Source organism: Desulfosalsimonas sp., from assembly GCF_046483245.1.
Lineage (GTDB): Bacteria > Desulfobacterota > Desulfobacteria > Desulfobacterales > Desulfosalsimonadaceae > Desulfosalsimonas.
This window is the reverse complement of the sequence record NZ_JAWODO010000068.1, coordinates 19403-35954: the sequence shown is the minus strand read 5'-3', so window position 1 is coordinate 35954 and position 16552 is coordinate 19403. Positions and strand designations below refer to the sequence as shown.

At 53.5% G+C, this 16552-nt stretch carries 18 protein-coding genes; 15 read left to right on the top strand and 3 right to left on the bottom strand.

The features are described from left to right. The 10 genes from R6U41_RS06680 to R6U41_RS06635 all read left to right on the top strand — a co-directional run. A partial coding sequence (locus R6U41_RS06680; RefSeq protein ID WP_410269056.1) for an efflux RND transporter permease subunit occupies positions 1 to 1077 on the top strand: 1077 nt, incomplete at its 5' end. Positions 1078 to 1117: 40 nt separating this feature from the next. Next, positions 1118 to 1543 carry a hypothetical protein gene (locus tag R6U41_RS06675; RefSeq protein ID WP_410269055.1) on the top strand — a complete coding sequence of 142 codons (426 nt, stop codon included), beginning with the start codon at positions 1118 to 1120 and terminating at the stop codon, positions 1541 to 1543. 197 nt (positions 1544 to 1740) lie between these two features. Then, a complete protein-coding gene (locus tag R6U41_RS06670) occupies positions 1741 to 2406 on the top strand; it encodes a class I SAM-dependent methyltransferase (protein WP_410269054.1) in 666 nt (221 codons plus the stop codon). Positions 2407 to 2426: 20 nt separating this feature from the next. Continuing rightward, positions 2427 to 3848, top strand: a complete 1422-nt coding sequence (locus tag R6U41_RS06665; protein ID WP_410269053.1) for a sigma-54 interaction domain-containing protein — start codon at positions 2427 to 2429, stop codon at positions 3846 to 3848. 108 nt (positions 3849 to 3956) lie between these two features. Next, positions 3957 to 4316, top strand: coding sequence for a NifB/NifX family molybdenum-iron cluster-binding protein (locus R6U41_RS06660; RefSeq protein ID WP_410269052.1), 360 nt, complete (start codon positions 3957 to 3959; stop codon positions 4314 to 4316). Next, complete coding sequence (locus R6U41_RS06655; protein ID WP_410269051.1) at positions 4306 to 6039, top strand: ATP-binding protein; 1734 nt, start codon at positions 4306 to 4308, stop codon at positions 6037 to 6039. The genes R6U41_RS06660 and R6U41_RS06655 overlap by 11 nt, the downstream gene beginning before the upstream one ends. Then, complete coding sequence (locus tag R6U41_RS06650; RefSeq protein ID WP_410269050.1) at positions 6032 to 6409, top strand: response regulator; 378 nt, start codon at positions 6032 to 6034, stop codon at positions 6407 to 6409. Before R6U41_RS06655 ends, R6U41_RS06650 begins: the two co-directional genes overlap by 8 nt. Before the next feature lie 26 nt (positions 6410 to 6435). Then, entirely contained in the window at positions 6436 to 7098 is a 663-nt protein-coding gene (locus tag R6U41_RS06645; protein ID WP_410269049.1) for a hypothetical protein, read from the top strand. 16 nt (positions 7099 to 7114) lie between these two features. Further along, positions 7115 to 7552: a response regulator gene (locus tag R6U41_RS06640; RefSeq protein ID WP_410269048.1), complete on the top strand. Its 438-nt coding sequence runs from the start codon at positions 7115 to 7117 to the stop codon at positions 7550 to 7552. Positions 7553 to 7663: 111 nt separating this feature from the next. Further along, entirely contained in the window at positions 7664 to 8107 is a 444-nt protein-coding gene (locus R6U41_RS06635; protein WP_410269047.1) for a sigma-54-dependent transcriptional regulator, read from the top strand. Positions 8108 to 8209: 102 nt separating this feature from the next. Here R6U41_RS06635 and R6U41_RS06630 read toward each other — a convergent pair whose 3' ends face one another. Both R6U41_RS06630 and R6U41_RS06625 read right to left on the bottom strand, forming a co-directional pair. Continuing rightward, positions 8210 to 10021 carry an SLC13 family permease gene (locus tag R6U41_RS06630; RefSeq protein WP_410269046.1) on the bottom strand — a complete coding sequence of 604 codons (1812 nt, stop codon included), beginning with the start codon at positions 10019 to 10021 and terminating at the stop codon, positions 8210 to 8212. A 188-nt stretch (positions 10022 to 10209) separates the two neighbouring features. After that, a complete protein-coding gene (locus tag R6U41_RS06625) occupies positions 10210 to 10974 on the bottom strand; it encodes a response regulator (protein ID WP_410269045.1) in 765 nt (254 codons plus the stop codon). A gap of 278 nt (positions 10975 to 11252) precedes the next feature. On the opposite strand from R6U41_RS06625, the gene R6U41_RS06620 reads away from it, so the two are divergent. Continuing rightward, complete coding sequence (locus tag R6U41_RS06620) at positions 11253 to 12161, top strand: substrate-binding domain-containing protein (protein WP_410269044.1); 909 nt, start codon at positions 11253 to 11255, stop codon at positions 12159 to 12161. Between the two features lie 98 nt (positions 12162 to 12259). On the opposite strand, the gene R6U41_RS06615 is transcribed toward R6U41_RS06620, so the two are convergent. Then, positions 12260 to 12700, bottom strand: coding sequence for a hypothetical protein (locus R6U41_RS06615; protein ID WP_410269043.1), 441 nt, complete (start codon positions 12698 to 12700; stop codon positions 12260 to 12262). Between the two features lie 351 nt (positions 12701 to 13051). Here R6U41_RS06615 and hypA point away from each other — a divergent pair, with 351 nt between their 5' ends. The 4 genes from hypA (at position 13052) to R6U41_RS06595 (ending at position 16546) form a co-directional block, all read left to right on the top strand. Then, positions 13052 to 13405: a hydrogenase maturation nickel metallochaperone HypA gene (gene hypA / locus R6U41_RS06610; RefSeq protein ID WP_410269042.1), complete on the top strand. Its 354-nt coding sequence runs from the start codon at positions 13052 to 13054 to the stop codon at positions 13403 to 13405. Then, complete coding sequence (gene hypB / locus R6U41_RS06605; protein WP_410269041.1) at positions 13406 to 14071, top strand: hydrogenase nickel incorporation protein HypB; 666 nt, start codon at positions 13406 to 13408, stop codon at positions 14069 to 14071. It begins immediately after the preceding gene. A 127-nt stretch (positions 14072 to 14198) separates the two neighbouring features. Beyond that, complete coding sequence (grpE, locus tag R6U41_RS06600; protein WP_410269040.1) at positions 14199 to 14867, top strand: nucleotide exchange factor GrpE; 669 nt, start codon at positions 14199 to 14201, stop codon at positions 14865 to 14867. Beyond that, entirely contained in the window at positions 14864 to 16546 is a 1683-nt protein-coding gene (locus tag R6U41_RS06595) for an Hsp70 family protein (RefSeq protein WP_410269039.1), read from the top strand. Before grpE ends, R6U41_RS06595 begins: the two co-directional genes overlap by 4 nt. Positions 16547 to 16552: the final 6 nt, after the last annotated feature.

The window sequence follows — 16552 nt, the reverse complement described above, 5'->3', positions numbered from 1 at the left end:
CCGGACCTGGAGGTGCTATCCGAGCTGGGCACCCGCATTGAACAGGTGGTGCGCGATATTCCGGGAACCCTGTCGGTCTATTCCGAGCGCACAACCGGCGGCAATTACCTGGATTTTAACATCAGGCGCCATGAAATCGCCCGATACGGCCTGACTGTCGATGATGTCCAGGAAGTGATCATGACCGCGGTGGGCGGCATGAACATCACCTATACAGTGGAGGGCCTGGAGCGCTATCCCGTGAATCTGCGCTACAAACGAGAGTTAAGAGACGATATGCAGCAGCTCAGGCGGGTGCTGGTGGCCACGCCGACCGGAGCCCAGGTGCCCCTTGCCCAGCTGGCCGACCTTGAAATCCGCAAAGGGCCGCCCATGATCAAAAGCGAAAACGCCAGAAGAACCGCATGGATATACGTGGACATAGCAGACGTGGATCTGGGCACCTATGTGGAGCGGGCGCGCAAAATCGTGGACGAAAACATCGACAAACCGACAGGCTATTCCATGGTCTGGTCCGGGCAGTTTGAATACATGCAAAAGGCCAGACAAACCCTGAACCTGATTGTTCCCATAACAATTCTGCTGATTTTCGTGCTTCTCTACATTCATTTCAAAAACATCACCGAGGCCATGGTGGTCATGGCATCGCTGCCCTTTGCCCTGGTCGGCGGGGTATGGCTGCTTTACCTGCTGGACTACAACGTTTCAGTGGCCGTGGTGGTGGGCTTTATCGCCCTTGCCGGGCTGGCGGCGGAAACCGGCGTGGTGATGCTGGTCTATCTTGACGAGGCCCACAAAAGATGGGCGAACCGTGGAGAGATGCAGACCACCGAGCATTTGAAGGGCGCGATCATCGAAGGGGCGGTGGAACGCGTGCGGCCCAAGCTCATGACCGTGGCCACCACCTTAATCGGCCTGATGCCCATTATGATCGGCACCGAAACCGGGGTCCGGGTCATGAAGAGAATCGCCGCGCCCATGGTGGGCGGGCTGATCTCCTCGACCATTTTAACCCTGATTATCATCCCGGCGGTCTATGATATCTGGAAGCGCCATGAGCTCAAGGAAAAACAATAAACCAGGAAGCCAGTCCTGCAACCCAACAAGGAGAAACGTTATGAAGAAACTGATGCATTTTATGATCGCGCCAATGATGCTGATCTGTCTGGTCATCGCGCCTGCGGCCGCCCAGCACGGCAGCGATGGGGAAACAATCCACCAGGCAGCCGTGGATAACCACGAACTGACCTATAAACTCATTGACATGCGCCAGGCATTAAAGGAGCACGGCAGCAACAGCGAGGCTACCCACCACCTGATGGTCTTTATCCGGGACCAGAACGGCGATGCCGTCACCGGGGCCAAGACCGGGTTTCTGATCCAGGATCCTGACGGAAAACAGCAAAAGGTCATGGCCATGGGCATGGCAGACGGCTACGGCGCTGATGTCTCCCTTGATCCGCCCGGCACATACACCATCAAGACAAAAGCCGTGGCCGGGGACAAAACCCTGCTCCATTCATTTGATCACGTTGTTCAATGAACCGGGACGACCATGTCAACCATTCCGGATCCGGGTCATTCGGAATGTGCTTGACCGCTACTGACTTTTTAGATTAAGGTCTCTTGTTTATCAACAACGTTTATAATTTCACGAACGCTTATAATTTCACGCGGCAGGGGCCGCGGCCATGGGTCGTGTAAAGCCTGTTTTCTGCCAAAACAAACAAAACGACTGTTATGACGCAACTGTTGCTTCGCCCCAATATTGAACTGGAGCCAAAGGCCCTTGCCATTGGAGGCCGGCGCCTGGAGATCCTGTGCGTTAAAAATCTTGAACCCCTGATTTCCGAACTCGAAGCAGAGGGCCGGCAGGAAATCGCACATTTTCCCTTCTGGGTAAAGATCTGGGAGGCCAGCATTGTGCTCACCGACTGGCTGGTTCATACGGGGCTGGATAAAAACCAGGAAATCCTGGAAATCGGTGCAGGTATGGGCATTACCGGACTGTTTCTCGGCGCCTTCGGCCACCGGGTCACCATCACGGACAATCAGCCCGACGCCCTGGCACTGATGGAGAAAAATGCTCTGCACAACGGAATTGAGACCGTTCGGGTCTCGGCCCTTGACTGGCATGAACCCGATACCCATGAAACCTGGGATATCATCTGCGGCTCGGAGCTGATATACCGAAAATCCGACGTACACCCGGTCATCGAAATTCTCAAAAAAAAGCTCAGATCCGGCGGCACGGCCTATCTGGCCCATGATATCGCCCGGATGTCCATGATGGAATTTCTGATGGAAGCGGAAAAGGAATTTGATCTTTCCCACAAGGGCATGGCCTTTACCGGCATGGGAGAAAAAAAACAGATCATCATCCATACCCTGAAACATAAAGCATAGGGCGCAGGGAGGATCGCTTTTTGGATGATCATTTCCCACATCTGATTACCGGGTTGTTTGACCATCCGGTCGCCGCCGAAGCCATTCTGGAAGAGATCCCCACCGCCCTGATCCTGCTCGATACCCGGCGGCGAATCCGGTACATGAACCGGGCGGCTTCCGCCCTGACCGGCTATGGCCCGCAAGAGGCAAAAAACATTGCCTGTCACAATATTGTGCGAAGCCGTGCCTATCTCAAAGACAGTCCTGTATCCAAAATTTCCCCGGACAGCGGACCGGTGTGCGTGCACAGCGACCTGATCAACCGGGAAAGACAGCGCATTGACGTGCGCATCACCATGATCGGGCTTTTTGACCCCGGCGGCAGGTGCTTGGGCTATGCCGATGCCATTGAGGACATGCGGGCCGCAGCTCAGCCAGAGACACAAATGCATCCGGCATTTAGCTTTGCCGGGGTGATCGGCAAAAGCCCGGATATGGAAAACATCTTCCGCACCCTGCCCCTGATCGCCAAAAATGATTCCCCGGTGCTGATTACCGGGGAAACCGGCACGGGAAAAGACCTGGCCGCCAGGGCCATCCACGAAAACTCCGGGCGGGCACGAGGGCCGTTTGTCAAAATCAACTGCGGCGCCCTGCCCGAAACCCTTCTTGAATCCCAATTGTTCGGACACTGCAAAGGCGCATTTGCGGGCGCAACCGAAAACAGGCAGGGCCGGTTCCGGCTGGCGCACAACGGCACCCTGTACCTTGCTGAAATCGGGGATATGCCTTTGACCCTGCAGGCAAGGCTGTTAAACCTTCTGGACAACAACACCGTCTATCCCATGGGCGGGACCCGGAGCTTTCAAGTGGATGTGCATGTTATCGCAGGCGATCACCGGAATCTGGAGCAGATGGCGGAACAAGGCGCATTTCGCAAAGACCTGCTGTTCCGGCTCAGCATGGTGCGCCTCCACCTGCCCCCGCTGCGGCAGCGGGAAGATGACATCGGCCTGCTCACGGATCATTTTCTGCACCAATTCAGTACCGCCTTTGGCAAAGACATCCAGGGACCGGCCCCTGAGGCCCTGGAATTGCTCAATTCCCACACATATCCGGGCAATGTGCGGGAATTGCGAAATATCATCAAATATGCGGTCAATGTTTGCCGGCAGCAGCAAATTACCCCAGCGGATCTTCCCGCCTATCTCAACGGCAGCATCCTGCCGGCAGCCGGCCGCATGGAGCATGACAACCGGTCCTGGAAGGAGCCGATAGGGACTGTTTCCGGCTCTTTTCAGCCCGCCCCCGAAGGGGCGGCCACATGGGCTGAAACCGAAAAGCAGATGATCATCGACGCCCTTGTCCGGACCGGCGGCCGCCGCAACAAGGCCGCAGCCTTGCTGGGATGGGGCAGAAGCACCCTGTGGAGAAAAATCAAGCAGTATCAGATCCAGTAGGATGAAACAGGCCCGGCGGGCGGGGAAATTATTGGACACCTGCCCTGCGGTTGTGCTATTTTTAAAAAGTTCAATACCATTTCAATATCCAAGATCAGGACAAAATCCATGTCCCGGAAAATCCTCATACCCCTGTACGGACACGAAGTGGCGCCCCGTTTTGACCTGGCATCGGAAGCCGCCATTGTTTCAGCAGATCATGACGGGACGTGGGAAAAAAAAATCGTGGTCCTGGCCCAGGTTTCCGCGGAGAAACTGTGCCACATGGTTTTAACAAAAGATGTGGACACGGTGATCTGCGGGGGCATTGAAGATCAGTATTATCAATACCTGAACTGGAAGCGCATCCGTGTCTATGATTCCGTTATCGGCTCGTGGGAGCAAGGAGTGAAGCAATTGCTGAAAAACAAACTTTACCCTGGCGCCATTATCGGCCAGCAAGGGGAGAGCGGATCCGATGGCCGATAAAATGAAAAAATGGTGGGATCTGTGCCGGCAGATGTTTGAAAGGGATGAAGAAAAAAAAGAAATGCCCAGGCGTTACCGGCGCCTTCGCCGCAATATCATTTTTTTGATGCTGGCCGTGACCCTGATTCCGCTGGCGGTTATGGCGGCCACCAACGCCATGCAGTACCAAAAAAACATCAAATCCGAACGCATCAAGCCCATACGCGCCATTGCCGGAAAGGCGGCCCATTCCTTTGAGCTGTTTCTCGAAGAGCGGCTTTCTGCCATCCACTTCATCTCCTCGAGCTATTCCTATGAAATCCTGTCCGGCCAGGCGACACTGCACCGAATTTTCCGGATTCTCCGGGAAGAATACGGCGGATATGTGGATCTTGGCATTGTCAACAACGACGGCACCAAGGTCGCTTACACAGGCCCCTATGACCTGCTGAACAAAAATTATTCCAACCAACAATGGTTCAATGAGGCCCGGGTGCGGGGGGTTTACATCAGCGATGTCTTCATGGGTTACCGGGACCTGCCGCATATCGCCATGGCCGTTCAGAATTTAAACGACCAGGGCGAATCCTGGATCCTGCGGGCCACCATGGATACCAAAAAATTCGAGGACCTGATCAGCCCCATGGGAATGGATCCCATCACGGACGCATTTATCGTCAACAGCAAGGGTGTTCTGCAGTCCGATTCCCGGAACTACGGAAAGGTCCTGGACCAATTTCCCATGAAAATCCCCTCAGGCAATTCCGGTACCCATGTCAGGGAGCTGACCGACCCGGACGGCCGGGAAATCGTCATGGTATACTCCCGATTGATCAAATACGACTTCACCCTGGTCATGATCCTGCCCCAGGCCAACATTTTTCAACCCTGGCACACGCTCAAGCAGGAAATGTCGTATATGTTTGTGGCAAGCGTCATTGCCATCTTTCTGGTGATCTTCGGCTCCACGCACCTGCTGGTCAAACGGATCCGGGAGGCCGATGAAAAGCGCGTCATTGCCTTCCGGGAGCTTGAATACACCCAGAAGCTGTCCTCCATTGGCCGGCTTGCGGCAGGCGTGGCCCACGAGATCAACAACCCACTGGCCATTATCAACGAAAAAGCCGGGCTTTTAAAGGATCTGGTGGATCATGACAGGCATCATGACAAGGAAAAGCTCATGCGCGGCGTCTCCCAAATCCTGCAGTCCGTGGACCGGTGCCGCAATATCACCCACCGTCTGCTCGGATTTGCCAGACGCATCGGGGTGCAGTATGAAATGCTCGATGTCAACGAGGTTCTCCGGGACACCCTGGGGTTTCTTGAAAAGGAAGCCCATCATCGCAACTTAAACATCGAGTTTAAGTTTGACGAACAAATCCCGAAAATCTCCTCTGACCGGGGCCAGCTGCAGCAGGTCATTCTCAATATCCTGACCAACGCATTTGCCGCGGTCGAAGACGGCGGACAAATCGTTTTGTCCACCTGGGAAAAAGATGACCAGACCGTGGCCCTTGCCATCCGGGACAACGGCCACGGCATGACCGAAGAAACCATGCGGCAGATTTTTGAACCATTTTTTACCACCAAAAAAGGATATGGCACAGGCCTTGGCCTGTCGATCACCTACGGTATCATTAAAAAACTGGGCGGAGAAATCAAGGTGGATAGCAAAATAGACCAGGGAACCACCTTTACCATCTTTCTGCCCAAAACGCCCCCCGGAGAAATGGAAAATGAATGATTCAATCAAGGTGCTGCTGGTCGACGACGAGGAAGAATTTGTGACCACACTGGCCGAAAGACTGGAAATGCGGGGATTTGACCCCAGCATTGCCATATCCGGAGATCAGGCCCTTTTCATGGTTCAGGACAAAGCGTTTGACCTCATCGTGCTGGACCTGATGATGCCCGGCATCGGCGGCCTGGAGGTGATGAAACAAATCAAATCAGCCAATCCGGATATGCCGATCATCCTGCTCACCGGTCAGGGCTCAACCAAGGAGGGCATGGAGGGTATGAACCAGGGGGCTTTTGATTTCCTGATGAAACCCCTGGATATAGAAGAACTGATTTCACAAATTCATGAAGCGCTTGGAAAAACCTCAGCATAACCCCGCCAAGCAGAAAAGGGGACCCAATGAACCAGGAAACTGAGAAAACACTGGCCTTTTTCGGCAGAATGACAGCCAACCTGACCCATGAGTTCAAAAATATTCTGGCCATCATACAGGAATCAGCCGGGCTCATGGAAGACATCATGGCCATTTCCCCCCTGGCCAAGGACAAGTACCAGGAAAGATTCAACAACTCCATGAACACCATCAAAAACCAGCTCCAGCGGGGAATGGAGATGGCCTCCCGTTTCAACCGCTTTGCGCACGCGCCGGATCACAACAGCGCGGAACTGGAACTGGGTGAAACAATGGTTCATTTCTGCACGCTCACAGAACGCTTTGCCCGGCTCAAAAACATCACCCTGCAGGCAGACAGCCAGAATGGTCAGGAGATCAAAATCACCACCAATCCCCTGCTGCTCTACATGGTTTTGTTCTACAGCCTGGACGCCTGTCTTTCGGTTCTGCCGGCCCAATGCGAAATCCGCCTGATTTCGGTCAAAAAGGATGAAAATGCCGCTGCAGAAATCGCCTGCACCGGTAAGCAGGCGCCTTCGCCTGAACAATTTTTCACCGGGCTGCGGCAAAGCAATGCATGGGGCGAACTGGAAAACACGGTAGAACAATTGAATGCAGAGCTGAAGTGCAATACTGATGATCTTCGTTTTTACCTGATTTTGAAATAAAGGAGGAAACCTTGTAATGGCCGGAGAAGTAAACGGCAAAACAACCATAAGGATCCTTCTGGTCGACGATGAAGAGGAATTTGTCACAACTCTCTCGGAGCGGATGGAGATGCGTGGATTTGACGCATCCGTTGCTTTTGACGGCCAAAAGGCGATGGAAACCTTAAAAACCCGGGTGCCCGATGTCATGGTGCTTGACCTGCGCATGCCCGGACTCGACGGCATGGAGGTCCTGGAACGCGTAAAAAAGACAAACCCGGAAGCCCAGGTGATCATTCTGACCGGTCACGGATCCTATAAGGATGAGGAACAAGCCAGGCGCCTCGGGGCATTTGATTATCTGCAGAAACCCGTTGGTGTGGACACCCTGGTGCAAAGCATCCAAAAAGCATACCAGCAAAAAACCGAATCCGCATATGCGGTTAAACATTCCGACGAAAGCCAACGCCCCTAAAACAGACATTAAAATTATAGACAAGGGAAAAAACAAAAATTAATGTAAGATTATAATCATACAAAAACGAAACATGACCCGATACATCTTTAAGTTCACAGGAGGAATCCCATGAAAACAAGGGTACTGCTTGTTGATGATGAGCAGCAGTTTGTTGAACAGCTCTCGGAACGCTTGAAAATCCGGGACTATGATGTCAGCGTCTGCTTCAGCGGCGAGGAGGCGGTTGAAAACATCCGGCAGTATCTCTATGATGTTGTCATCCTGGATGTGGCAATGCCCGGAATGGACGGAAACGAGGTGCTAAAGCGAATCAAGCATCATCGTCCCCTGACCGAGGTCATCATGTTAACCGGGCATGCCACGGTGGAATCGGCAATTGACGGGATGAAGCAGGGCGCGTTTGATTACCTGATGAAGCCCTGTGACACCGAAGAGCTGGTGAAAAAAATCCACAACGCCTATCAGCGAAAAGCCGAGCAGGAAGAGCGGATCCGGGCGGCCAAAACCGAGCGCTACAGCACTTCGCCGTGGTCGGCGCTGGAAGACAAGTAAGACCACAGCCTGGATGCACATACACAAAGCTTTTTCAGCTTTTTACGTAAAAAACCCGACCCCCTGATTCAGGGCCGGGTTTTTTAAGTGTCATCGATTTTTTTAAATGCCGTAGAAGAAGTACAGAACCGCAAGTTCCACTGCAAGAAACAAAACCGTCATGCCGGCTCCGGCCTTTGCATAATCCACTGTTCGGTAACTGCCCGGCCGCATGATTAGCGCATTGACCTGATGAGTGGGCAGGACAAAGGTGTTGGAGGCCGACAGTCCCACCACCAATGCTGCCATCCGCGGATCACCCCCGGCCATCATGGCCATGTTCATACACAGCGGCACCAGCAGAACGGTTGCCCCGACATTGGAGATCACCAGTGTAAAAAATGAGGTCATCAGGCCGATTACCCCCAGAAGCACGATGGGTGCGGGCTCGCCGAGCACCCCGAGCACACCTTCGGCAATATAAGCCGCAGTACCCGTCTGCTCAAAGGCCATGCCCAGGGGAATCAGGCCCGCCAGCAGAAACACGGTCATCCAGTCCACGGCGCTGTAGGCCTCATCGATTTTCAATACTCCGGTAATGATCATACCAAGGGCCCCGGACATCAGGGCCACGGAAAGCTGCATTTTTAAAAACACCACCTGCAGCAGGGCCACCCCGAGCCATACCAGGGCCAGCTTGGCTTTCTCCGGCCGGAGGATCTCTCCTTCAAGGGGCGTGGAAAAGGTCAGGGATCTGGGCTGGGGATGATTTTTCAGGATGTGAAAGCGGTCCCAGGGCCCAAACAGCAAAAGCGTGTCGCCCATGCTCAGCGTGATATGGGTTAAACCGGAATAGTAAATCCGGTTGCCCTTGAAAAGGGCCAGGGGCGTGACTCCGTAAATAGTCTTGAAATCCACTTCGCTCATGGTCTTGCCGATGAGCTCGGACCTGGGGGAAACAATGGTTTCAGCCATGCCCGCACTGGTTCTGGAAAGGGCCTCGGCAAAAGACTCCAGTGAGTCCTTTACTTCCCAGCCCATTTCATCGGCCATTTTCATGACGTTTTTGCGCCGGCCCACCACCGCCAGATCATCTCCGGGCCGAAGTTCCTCTGAACTTCTGGGCACGAAATTCTTATCTTTTTCAGCCGCGTGCGCCACGGCCACCGTCGTGACCAGGTACCGGGTCTGCACCCCGAGATCGGCCAGGGTACCCGTGGTTTTCGCATCTTCCGGAATATGGATCTCATAAATGGTCTCAAAGGCCCGGTAGGCCTGCATCAGGGCGTTGGTGACACCTTCATCGCTTTCACCCTTGCTGGCCGGGAGGATAAACCGGCCGAAGACAATGAAATAAAGGATGGCTGAGATCAGCAGGCAGAGACCAATGGGGGTCTGGGTAAACAGGCCAAAGGGCTCAAGCTTTTCCCCGCCGATGGTCATCAGGTCGTTTAGCAGAATCGTGGGGCTGGCGCCCACCAGGGTCAGGGTACCGCCGATAATGGCGCAAAATCCCATGGGCATCAGAATACGGGAAACCGGAATGCCGATACGCTTGGAAATGCGCTGGGCTGCCGGCAGAAACAGGGCAGCAGCCCCGATATTCTGCATCAGGGCCGAAATCACACCCACTGTGCCGCCGATAAATGTAATGATGCGGCTTTCGCTCTTGCCGGCAATCTTTATGATCGGGCTGGCCACCTGGTTCATCACGCCGGTCTTGTCCAGGCCGGCGCCCATGATGATCACGGCAATAATGGATACCACGGCATTACTGCTCAGGCCCACAAAGGCGTCTTTGGGGGAGATCAAGCCGAGAAGCGGCAGCAGGACCATCATGAGGATACCCACGACATCCACCCGGACCCATTCAAAAACAAAAAGGACAATTACGAATACCAAAACAATCATGGTCAGCAGCATTTCAGGCGTCATTGAAAACCGATCCTTTCTTTATCTGGTTGAGCCGGGTATGCGGGCTATCCCTTTTTATTCTCGTGCCGGTAGATGAAACACAGCACTGCCGCAAACAGGACCAGCACCACTCCTCTGATAAAATGAAACTCCATGGTTTCTCCTTTTTCCCTCTGGTTCGGGCTCGCTCGGGGATTTAGAAAAAGATTTCAGGCCACGCTGTAGACATAAAGCTGTTTTCCGGACCTGTCCGGGGCCTGACCCGACAGCTGCTGATCTGTGGGCTCGGATACCACAAATTCGACATTGCCGTATTCCTTTGCCACCTGCTCGGCCGCGGCCTCGGGCTGTCCGTAGCGGATCACGTGTTCAAAGGGAATGGCTTTTTCCTTGGCCGCCCTGGCAAACGTTTCCGCGTTTTGCCGGGCGCTTTGCTCAAACTCGCTGACCCGTTCGGGCATGGGGTCCCGGTTGAGCACCGACTCCGGAAACGGCGCCGGGCTTAAGGCCACAAGCCGGTAAGACATCCGCTCGGCCATTTCCAGGGCATAATCAATGAGACGATCGGAAAACCGGTCCTCATTTCCCACCACAAGCAAGACGCCTGAACGAATGCGGGAAACCAGGGTGTCAATGTTGACCGGCTTTTCCAGGTAATCAAACGCCCCCAGACGCCTTGCCTCGATTTCGTCTTTCTCCGATCCCTGCCCGGTGAGCATGATAACCTGCACGTTGGGGTGTTCCTTTTTGACCCGGCGCAGCACCTCCATTCCGTCCACACCGGGCATGCGCAGATCAAGAACCATCACATCCGGAGATTGCCTGTTGAGCTGTTCGAGGGCCTCTTCCCCGTTTAAAGCGATATCCGCGCTCAGATCCCGCATCTGCATGCGCTGGGAAAGGGTGTCGACAAAGTCTTTCTCGTCATCAACAAGAAGTATCCGGATTTTGCCGGTGCCCTTATCATCTTCCATGAATCTCTCCTTTATTGAATCGTTTTGTCTCAATCTGAATCTTTGTGTTTCACAAGCCAGCCTTTATTTTTTTAATTAGATCGAATAGTTTATCCTACTACCAGTGACGTGTCAAGAAACTAAAATTTACCCGCCCGCCGGCAGGAAAATACACCTGCGGCGCGAAACCGATCCCGAATCCGCATGTGCAAGACATATTCGGCTTTGCTTAAGACTCCGGTTCTGATAATCTGCGGTTTCCTGCCAACGAATGGACGCTTTGCGAAAGGAGACGGCAAATGGTAACCCTGCTGACCACAAAGCAAGTGGCCGCCTATATCGGTGTCAATGAGAAGATGGTTTATTCACTGGTGGCTGAAAAGGGCCTGCCGGCGTCGAAAATCACCGGTAAATGGCTGTTTCCCCGGCACCTGGTGGACCAGTGGATCGAGGCCAGCACCATTAACTACCCGGATTCCCCGGTAAAGCGGCTCCCTGAAACCGGAATGCTAATCATTGTCGGCAGCAACGACCCGCTTCTGGATCAGACCATATCATGGTTTAACAGGCAGTTTCCGGACCACATCGCCGTGTTTGGCAATACGGGCAGCATGGGGGGGCTCAGGGCCCTGCGCCAGGAGCGCTGCCACATGGCCGGCAGCCATCTCATGGAAGAAAACGGATCCGAATACAATTTTTCCCATGCAGGCCGGGAGATGGGACAAATGCCGGCTGTGGTCAATTTCTGCCGCAGGGAGCAGGGCCTTCTGGTGGCAAAAAACAATCCCAGGCAGATCCGATCCGTGGCCGACCTCCAGCAGACCGAAATCCGCATGGTCAACCGGGGACCGGAAACCGGCACCCGCCTGCTTTTTGACCGAATGCTGGAGCAGGCCGGCATTGATACGCAAAGCCTTGCCGGATATGAAAACGAAGTCAGCCGGCACATTGATGTGGGCATTGAAATCCTTGCCGGCAAAGCCGACGCCGGCCCGGGCATCCGGGCCGTGGCAGGCATGCTCGGGCTGGATTTCATTTCCGTGCGCTGGGAACGCTATGACATGCTGATCAGCAAGAACCACTTTTTTGACCGGCCGGTGCAGGATTTTCTGGCTGTTTTCCATGACCCCGGCTTTCAACGCATGGCCGCCGGCTGGCAAGGCTATGATGTCAATCTGAGCGGCAAAATGATATTTCCAGGGCAATAAAATCCTTGGCAATCAGCCAGGTGCCTGTACGGCAAACCGGGGGCTTGCCTGCAATTGATTTTTCCGCCTGACCCGCCGGTCCGTGGCCGCAAAAAATTTCAACTGGCAGGACTGCGGCGGCGGCGGGTCCGTGACTGAAAAATGCGATTGTAGACCTCATCCGGGTCAAAGCTTTCGTAGCCCGCTTCCTGCAGACCTTCGGATAGATCCCGGATGGTCTTGGTGCCCACGCCTGGCCAGCACAATATGGCCTTGATGTTTTCCTGTCCGCTTAATTTCTGGGGATCGGCCAGAGCCTGCTCGCCCAGGCATTTGCGAATGACGTTGCAGGTATGGGTACCAATGTATTCCACGAACGGATACTCAAAGGCTGTTTTCCGAAACCGGCATTCCCGGTAATATGCCTGCTGTACGTTGGCAATTCCCATCTGGCAGGCCTCGCCGATCTCCGCCCACACATGCCCCTTGCGGCGCATTTCAAAAATCAGATCGATTCGCTGCCGGCTCTTGCTGTCTGTATATCTCCCCAATCGTCCCATGTTGATTCTCTTTTCTGTATGTGTTGCCGCGATATTTATTATAAAAAAGTTCGGTAAGTTGAACGTTGATCATTTCCAGGACAAACCCCTTTATCAGAACCTTTGCAAGTCAATCCTGACGGGCTTTGCCAACTTGTTCATCACAGCTTTTATTTCATATACGCTATAGGATTAGATCTAATTCGTCAAGTTGGAATATGCTATTCTCCTATTCCATGTGGTTTATTTAACATTAGACACGAATCAAACCTTCTGCAAATATATAAAAAATTGGATAGAAAAAATTTGCATGTGACGTTTGCCGCCATGATGTGATACCTTACCGGCAAACACAAATACAGGATTGTTGTCATGCACGAACTGCCCGTCACGGAAAGCATTCTGGAAATCGTTGTTAAACACGCAAAACAAAACCAGGTCAGCCGTGTGGTTTCCATAACCCTGGAGGTCGGGGAACTGAGTGACCTGGAAAATGAGTGGCTGCAGCATTATTTTGATTATCTGAGCAAAGACACCCTGGCCGCAGGCGCGGAACTCAAAATTCAAAGGGCGCCCATAGTACTCAAATGCCGACGATGCGGCCATGAATTCCGGATCCTGAAAGATGAACTGGGTTTATCGGATTGTCCGCAATGCGGAACCGCCGGCGATGTCTCCCTTGTTTCCGGCCGGCAGTATCACATAAAGGAAATGGAGGCCCTCTGAATGGAAGAAATCAAGCTCATCGAGATCAAAGAAAACATTCTGTCGGACAATGACGAGGCCGCTCGGCAGCTGCGGCAGAAACTGGCGGATGAAAAAACCTTTGCCATCAACCTCATGTCTTCGCCGGGGGCCGGAAAAACCAGCCTGCTGCTGCAGACCATAGAGCGCCTGAAAAACGAACTGCGTATCGGTGTCATCGAGGCGGATATCGATTCAGTGGTGGATGCGGAAAAAATCCGGCAATCCGGCGCGGCTGCCGTGCAGCTGCGCACGGGCGGCTTTTGCCACTTGGATGCCGCCATGGTGAAAACCGGACTCGATGGCATCGGTTCGAAGGATTTCGACCTAATCTTTATAGAAAACGTGGGCAATTTGGTCTGCCCGGCGGAATTTGACACCGGGGCCATGAAAAGCGCCATGATTCTCAGCGTGCCCGAAGGCGATGACAAGCCCCTGAAATACCCTTTGATGTTTACTGTTTCAGACGTACTTCTGGTCAACAAAACCGACATGATGGCCTTGAGCGACTTTGACACGGCGGCCCTGCGCAAGCGCGTGCACAAGCTGCACCCGGAGATGGAAATTCTGGAAGTCTCGGCCAAAACCGGCGCTGGCATGGATCAATGGGTGGCCTGGATCCGCCGGGCCATTGAGGATTTTTCTTGACAAAGCTTTGACATTCTTCTTTAAAATATAGTAATAATCTGTAATTAATCGTTTTTCTGAGAAACTACCGGCCTGAACATAAAAATTTGGGCCCAGATGCAACACCATCCATCGAAGCGGCCATACCATGATGCATGACAATGACAACAGCAATGACAAGCAGGAACCTGGCGCAAGGCAAACGGAAACCGACTTTGAGCTGGAAATCCGCTTTGACGACGAAACGGAATGGCCTGCAGAGGATGCCGGCAACGACGAAAATCGGCAGCCAGAGCCGGAAAATGCCGCCCTTGAGGATGTAAATCAGCAAATTGCGCAATTGTCCGAGGCTTTTGAAACCAAGCTCAAATACGATGCCCACAAAAACAAGGTCATAGATGAACTGCACCAGGAACTTCAGGAATACCGGGACGGCCTGGTCAAAAAATACATCCACTCCATGGTAACCGATGTGATTAAAATTATTGATGACATCCGTAAATTCAAGGCGTATTACGAACCCGGGCCGATTACCGAGCAAACCGCCACCCGGCTGCTGGAGTTTCTGGAAGAAATCGCCGGCGATATGGAAGACCTTTTTACCTGGCAGGGCATTACTGCCTTTACCTGCGGTGTCACACATTTTGACAACACCCGGCAGCGTGTTGTCAAAAAGGTTGAAACAAGCGATCCGACCATGGACAAAACCATAGCCGAAAGCATGCGACCGGGTTACGAGTGGGACGGCAAAATACTACGGCCGGAACTGGTCACGGTTTACGTATACGATCCTAGCGGGAAAGGGGACAGGCTTTGACAGAAAAAAAGATCAAACGGATCTTCGGCATTGATCTGGGAACCACTTACTCCTCCATTGCCTATGTGGATGAATACGGCAAGGCCGTCATCATCCCCAATGCGGAAAACGAACGGGTGACGCCGTCGGTGGTTTTTTTTGATGAAAGCACGGTTGTGGTCGGCGAGGTGGCCAAGGAAAGTGCCAAGCTGTATCCCAATGAAGTGGTCAGCTTTATCAAGCGGTCAATGGGAGAGCCCAATTTTATATTTGAATACGGCGGCGAGCGCTACAGGCCAGAGGAAATATCAGCCTATGTGCTCAAAAAACTGGCTCAGGACGCCCAGCAACACTTGGGAGAAGCCATTTCCGACGTGGTGATCACATGTCCGGCCTATTTCGGCATCAACGAAAGGGAAGCCACCCGCAAGGCCGGGGAGATCGCGGGGTTTAACGTCCGTCAGATCATCAACGAACCCACCGCCGCAGCCATCGCCTACGGGTCCCTGGACACCACCCAAAACCGCGTCGTCCTGGTGTACGATCTTGGCGGGGGCACCTTTGACGTCACCATGATCGATATCCGCAAGGAATCCGTGGAAGTCATCTGCACGGGCGGTGATCACAATCTCGGGGGCAAGGACTGGGACGACCGGATCGTGGCCTATCTGGTGGAAAAATTCCAGGAGGAAACCGGCATTACCGAAGACATTCTCGATGATCCCGACACTTGGCAGGATCTGCAGTTGTCTGCGGAAAAAGCCAAGAAAATTCTCAGCCAGCGGCCCAAAACCCCGGTTTCAATCACCCATGGCGGCAAACGGGTCAAGCTGATGCTGGAGCGGGAAAATTTCGAAGAAGTCACCGAGGATCTGCTGGTGCGGACCTTGGATTTCACCAAGGATATGCTCGAGGCTGCCGGGCAGAAGGGCTACAGCCGGTTTGATGAAATCATCCTGGTGGGCGGGGCAACCCGGATGCCGCAGGTATCCGAACGGATCGAAAAGGAATTTGACATAGCGCCCAAGGTTTTTGATCCAGACGAGGCCGTGGCCAAAGGCGCGGCCATCTACGGATGGAAACTGGCGCTAAACGATGACCTGATCCGGCGGATTTCGGAAAAAACCCAAAAAACATTTGACGCTTCCGGAACTCTTTCCGAAATGATGGACACCAGTCAGATCAGCACCCGGGATTTCCAGGAAGCCGCCCGGGAGCTGGCCGAGGATACCGGATATGCCCTGCCCTCGGTTGAAAACGCCATGCTCCGGGTTAAAAACGTCACGTCAAAAAGCTTCGGGGTGGTGGCCCACAACCCATCAGGTGAGGAAATCGTGTTCAACCTGGTGTTGCGCAACACCACGGTTCCGGTTAACGTGGTGAAAAAATTCTACACGGCAGTGCAAAATCAGAAAACCGTTCTCATCCGGACCATGGAAAGCGAGACCAGCAGCATTGAAATCCCCCTGGAGCACGCGACTGAAATCAAGACGGCTGTTCTGCATCTGCCGCCGAATCTGCCGGCTGACCTGCCCATTGAAATCACCTTTGATTTAAACGACGAGGGTCGCCTTCACATCACGGCCCTGGAAACCGGCGAGTACAGAAAAGTCCAGGTGGAGGTGGACACCGCGTCGGTAATCGGCGGTGAGGAATTTGAAAAGGCCAAGCAACGATCACAGAACCTGGTGGTGCATTGATAATCA

Excerpts from the sequence above, each read along its gene's own strand:
- R6U41_RS06635 (WP_410269047.1), top strand. The coding sequence starts at position 7,664 with ATGAAAACAAGGGTACTGCTTGTTGATGATGAGCAGCAGTTTGTTGAA.
- R6U41_RS06670 (WP_410269054.1), top strand. The coding sequence starts at position 1,741 with ATGACGCAACTGTTGCTTCGCCCCAATATTGAACTGGAGCCAAAGGCC.
- R6U41_RS06655 (WP_410269051.1), top strand. The coding sequence starts at position 4,306 with ATGGCCGATAAAATGAAAAAATGGTGGGATCTGTGCCGGCAGATGTTT.
- R6U41_RS06640 (WP_410269048.1), top strand. The coding sequence starts at position 7,115 with ATGGCCGGAGAAGTAAACGGCAAAACAACCATAAGGATCCTTCTGGTC.
- R6U41_RS06675 (WP_410269055.1), top strand. The coding sequence starts at position 1,118 with ATGAAGAAACTGATGCATTTTATGATCGCGCCAATGATGCTGATCTGT.
- R6U41_RS06615 (WP_410269043.1), bottom strand. The coding sequence starts at position 12,700 with ATGGGACGATTGGGGAGATATACAGACAGCAAGAGCCGGCAGCGAATC.
- R6U41_RS06645 (WP_410269049.1), top strand. The coding sequence starts at position 6,436 with ATGAACCAGGAAACTGAGAAAACACTGGCCTTTTTCGGCAGAATGACA.
- hypA (WP_410269042.1), top strand. The coding sequence starts at position 13,052 with ATGCACGAACTGCCCGTCACGGAAAGCATTCTGGAAATCGTTGTTAAA.
- R6U41_RS06630 (WP_410269046.1), bottom strand. The coding sequence starts at position 10,021 with ATGACGCCTGAAATGCTGCTGACCATGATTGTTTTGGTATTCGTAATT.
- R6U41_RS06660 (WP_410269052.1), top strand. The coding sequence starts at position 3,957 with ATGTCCCGGAAAATCCTCATACCCCTGTACGGACACGAAGTGGCGCCC.
- R6U41_RS06620 (WP_410269044.1), top strand. The coding sequence starts at position 11,253 with ATGGTAACCCTGCTGACCACAAAGCAAGTGGCCGCCTATATCGGTGTC.
- R6U41_RS06650 (WP_410269050.1), top strand. The coding sequence starts at position 6,032 with ATGAATGATTCAATCAAGGTGCTGCTGGTCGACGACGAGGAAGAATTT.
- R6U41_RS06625 (WP_410269045.1), bottom strand. The coding sequence starts at position 10,974 with ATGGAAGATGATAAGGGCACCGGCAAAATCCGGATACTTCTTGTTGAT.
- grpE (WP_410269040.1), top strand. The coding sequence starts at position 14,199 with ATGATGCATGACAATGACAACAGCAATGACAAGCAGGAACCTGGCGCA.
- hypB (WP_410269041.1), top strand. The coding sequence starts at position 13,406 with ATGGAAGAAATCAAGCTCATCGAGATCAAAGAAAACATTCTGTCGGAC.